The sequence below is a fragment of the Microbacterium sp. H6 genome (genome assembly GCF_003314775.1).
Taxonomy (GTDB): domain Bacteria; phylum Actinomycetota; class Actinomycetes; order Actinomycetales; family Microbacteriaceae; genus Microbacterium; species Microbacterium oxydans.
Genome location: NZ_QOAY01000027.1, coordinates 18,302 through 20,048 on the forward strand (window position 1 = coordinate 18,302; position 1,747 = coordinate 20,048).

At 68.5% G+C, this 1,747-nt stretch carries 3 protein-coding genes and 1 pseudogene; 2 read left to right on the plus strand and 2 right to left on the minus strand.

Features of this window, described 5'->3' with window-relative positions:
• Both DSP71_RS22870 and DSP71_RS01285 read left to right on the plus strand, forming a co-directional pair.
• Positions 1–173 (plus strand): annotated as a pseudogene (locus DSP71_RS22870) (aminoglycoside 3'-phosphotransferase); the annotation flags it as partial.
• Entirely contained in the window at positions 170–514 is a 345-nt protein-coding gene (locus tag DSP71_RS01285; RefSeq protein WP_230977790.1) for a CHY zinc finger protein, read from the plus strand. The pseudogene DSP71_RS22870 and the gene DSP71_RS01285, both read left to right, overlap by 4 nt.
• Here the strand turns inward: DSP71_RS01285 and DSP71_RS01290 are convergent.
• Together DSP71_RS01290 and DSP71_RS01295 are read right to left on the minus strand one after the other, a co-directional pair.
• Positions 511–1,290, minus strand: a complete 780-nt coding sequence (locus DSP71_RS01290) for an energy-coupling factor transporter transmembrane protein EcfT (RefSeq protein ID WP_113680161.1) — start codon at positions 1,288–1,290, stop codon at positions 511–513. The genes DSP71_RS01285 and DSP71_RS01290 overlap by 4 nt on opposite strands.
• The coding region (locus DSP71_RS01295) for an ABC transporter ATP-binding protein (protein ID WP_147251154.1) at positions 1,287–1,747 on the minus strand (461 nt) is incomplete at its 5' end. The genes DSP71_RS01295 and DSP71_RS01290, both read right to left, overlap by 4 nt.

Consider the following 1,747-nt stretch of genomic DNA (forward strand, 5'->3'; position numbering starts at 1 on the left):
TGGATCTCGCCGCTCTCGGTGTCGCCGACCGCTGGGCCGACATCGCCGTGGCCTCGATGAGCACGATGTGGAACTTCGGCGAAGGCTGGGAGGACACACTGATCGAGGCCTACGGCGTCGACCCCGATCACGAGCGCCTCGAGTACTACCGTCGACTCTGGAACGAGACGTGAGTATCGTGCCCGACGATCGGCCGCGTGTGCTCGGTCCGGTCGTCGACGACATGACCCGGTGCGTGCACTATCGGGGCCCGACCGACATCATCGCGATCCGCTTCGCCTGCTGCGGCGAGTACTACCCGTGCCACCGCTGCCACGAGGAGACCGTGAAGCATGCGGCACAGCAATGGGCGGCCCATGAGCGCGACAGACGGGCGATCCTCTGCGGTGCGTGCGGGCATGAGCTCACGATCGCCGAGTACTTCGCGGCGACGGCATGTCCACGGTGTTCGGCGCTGTTCAACGAGCGGTGCGCACTGCACCGTGAGCACTACTTCCAGCTCGACCGGAGCTAGCTCCAGACGAAACGGAACGTCCCGACGAGCACGGCGGCGGCGAGCGCAAGTGCCATGATCGCGATTCCGCCGATCACCGCCACCGCATCACGCGGGTGCAACCGGGAGGGACGCGACCAGGTGCGCGGAATGCCGGAGCCGAAGCCCCTGGCCTCCATCGCGAGCGCCAGCTTCGAGCCGCGCCGCACCGCGAACACGAGCAGCACGAACGCCATCGAGAAGAACCGTCGCAGCACACCCCGGTCGCCCACACCGCGCGCGCGACGGGCCAGGCTCATGGTGCGCCAGTCATCGAGGAAGAGCCCCAGCATGCGCGTTCCCGCGAGGATGCCGAGCACGAAGCGGCTCGGGAGCTTGGCCACCTGCGCCAACGCGTCGGCGAGCTCGGTCGGGTCGGTGCCGCCGAACAGCAGGATCGTGGGGAGTCCGAGCGCGATCACTCGCAGACTCACCGCGATCGCGAGCGTGATGGAGTCGTCGCTGATCGTCGCGAAGCCGAACGTCCAGTAGATGCGCCCTGCCGGTTCCGCATACAGCAGCATGCTCACACCGGCGATGGGGGCGAAGATCGCGATCGGCAGCAGGCGCTTCAGCACCGTCGACAGACGCAGCCCCGTCAACGGCAAGCAGAGCAGCTGCAGGACGATCGCTGCCAGCGCGCTCGTGATGTCGATGGAGGCGAACAGCGGCACGGACAGCAGCAGGGCGAGCAGCAGCTTCGTCACCGGGTTCACACCGTCGAGCCAGACCGGGCGCACGGTCTCGGTCGCCGTCACGACGACGACCCCAACTCGATGCGATGACCGCCCAGGTGTCGGATCACCGCGTCGTCGTGCGTGACCGCGATGATCGACCGGCCACGCGCGATCTCCTCCTGCAGCAGGGCGACGAGCGAGATCCACCCGCGGCGATCCTGTCCGAACGTCGGCTCGTCGAGCACGATGACCTCCGGCGCCCCGGCCAGCACGGTGGCGACCGACAGCCGCCGCTTCTGCCCTCCGGAGAGCGTGAACGGGTTGGCGAGGGCGAGCGGGGCGAGGCCCAGGCGTTCGAGAAGACCGTCAACGACCGCATCCGTCTTCGCCTGATCCCAGCCGAGTGCCCGCGGTCCGACCGCGAGCTCATCGCGAAGGGTCTGGGCCAGGAACTGGTGCTCCGGCTCCTGGAACACCATCCCGATGCGGGTGAGCAGCTCGCGCGAGGTCCAGCGGATGGGGCGCGTGCCTTTGCGCC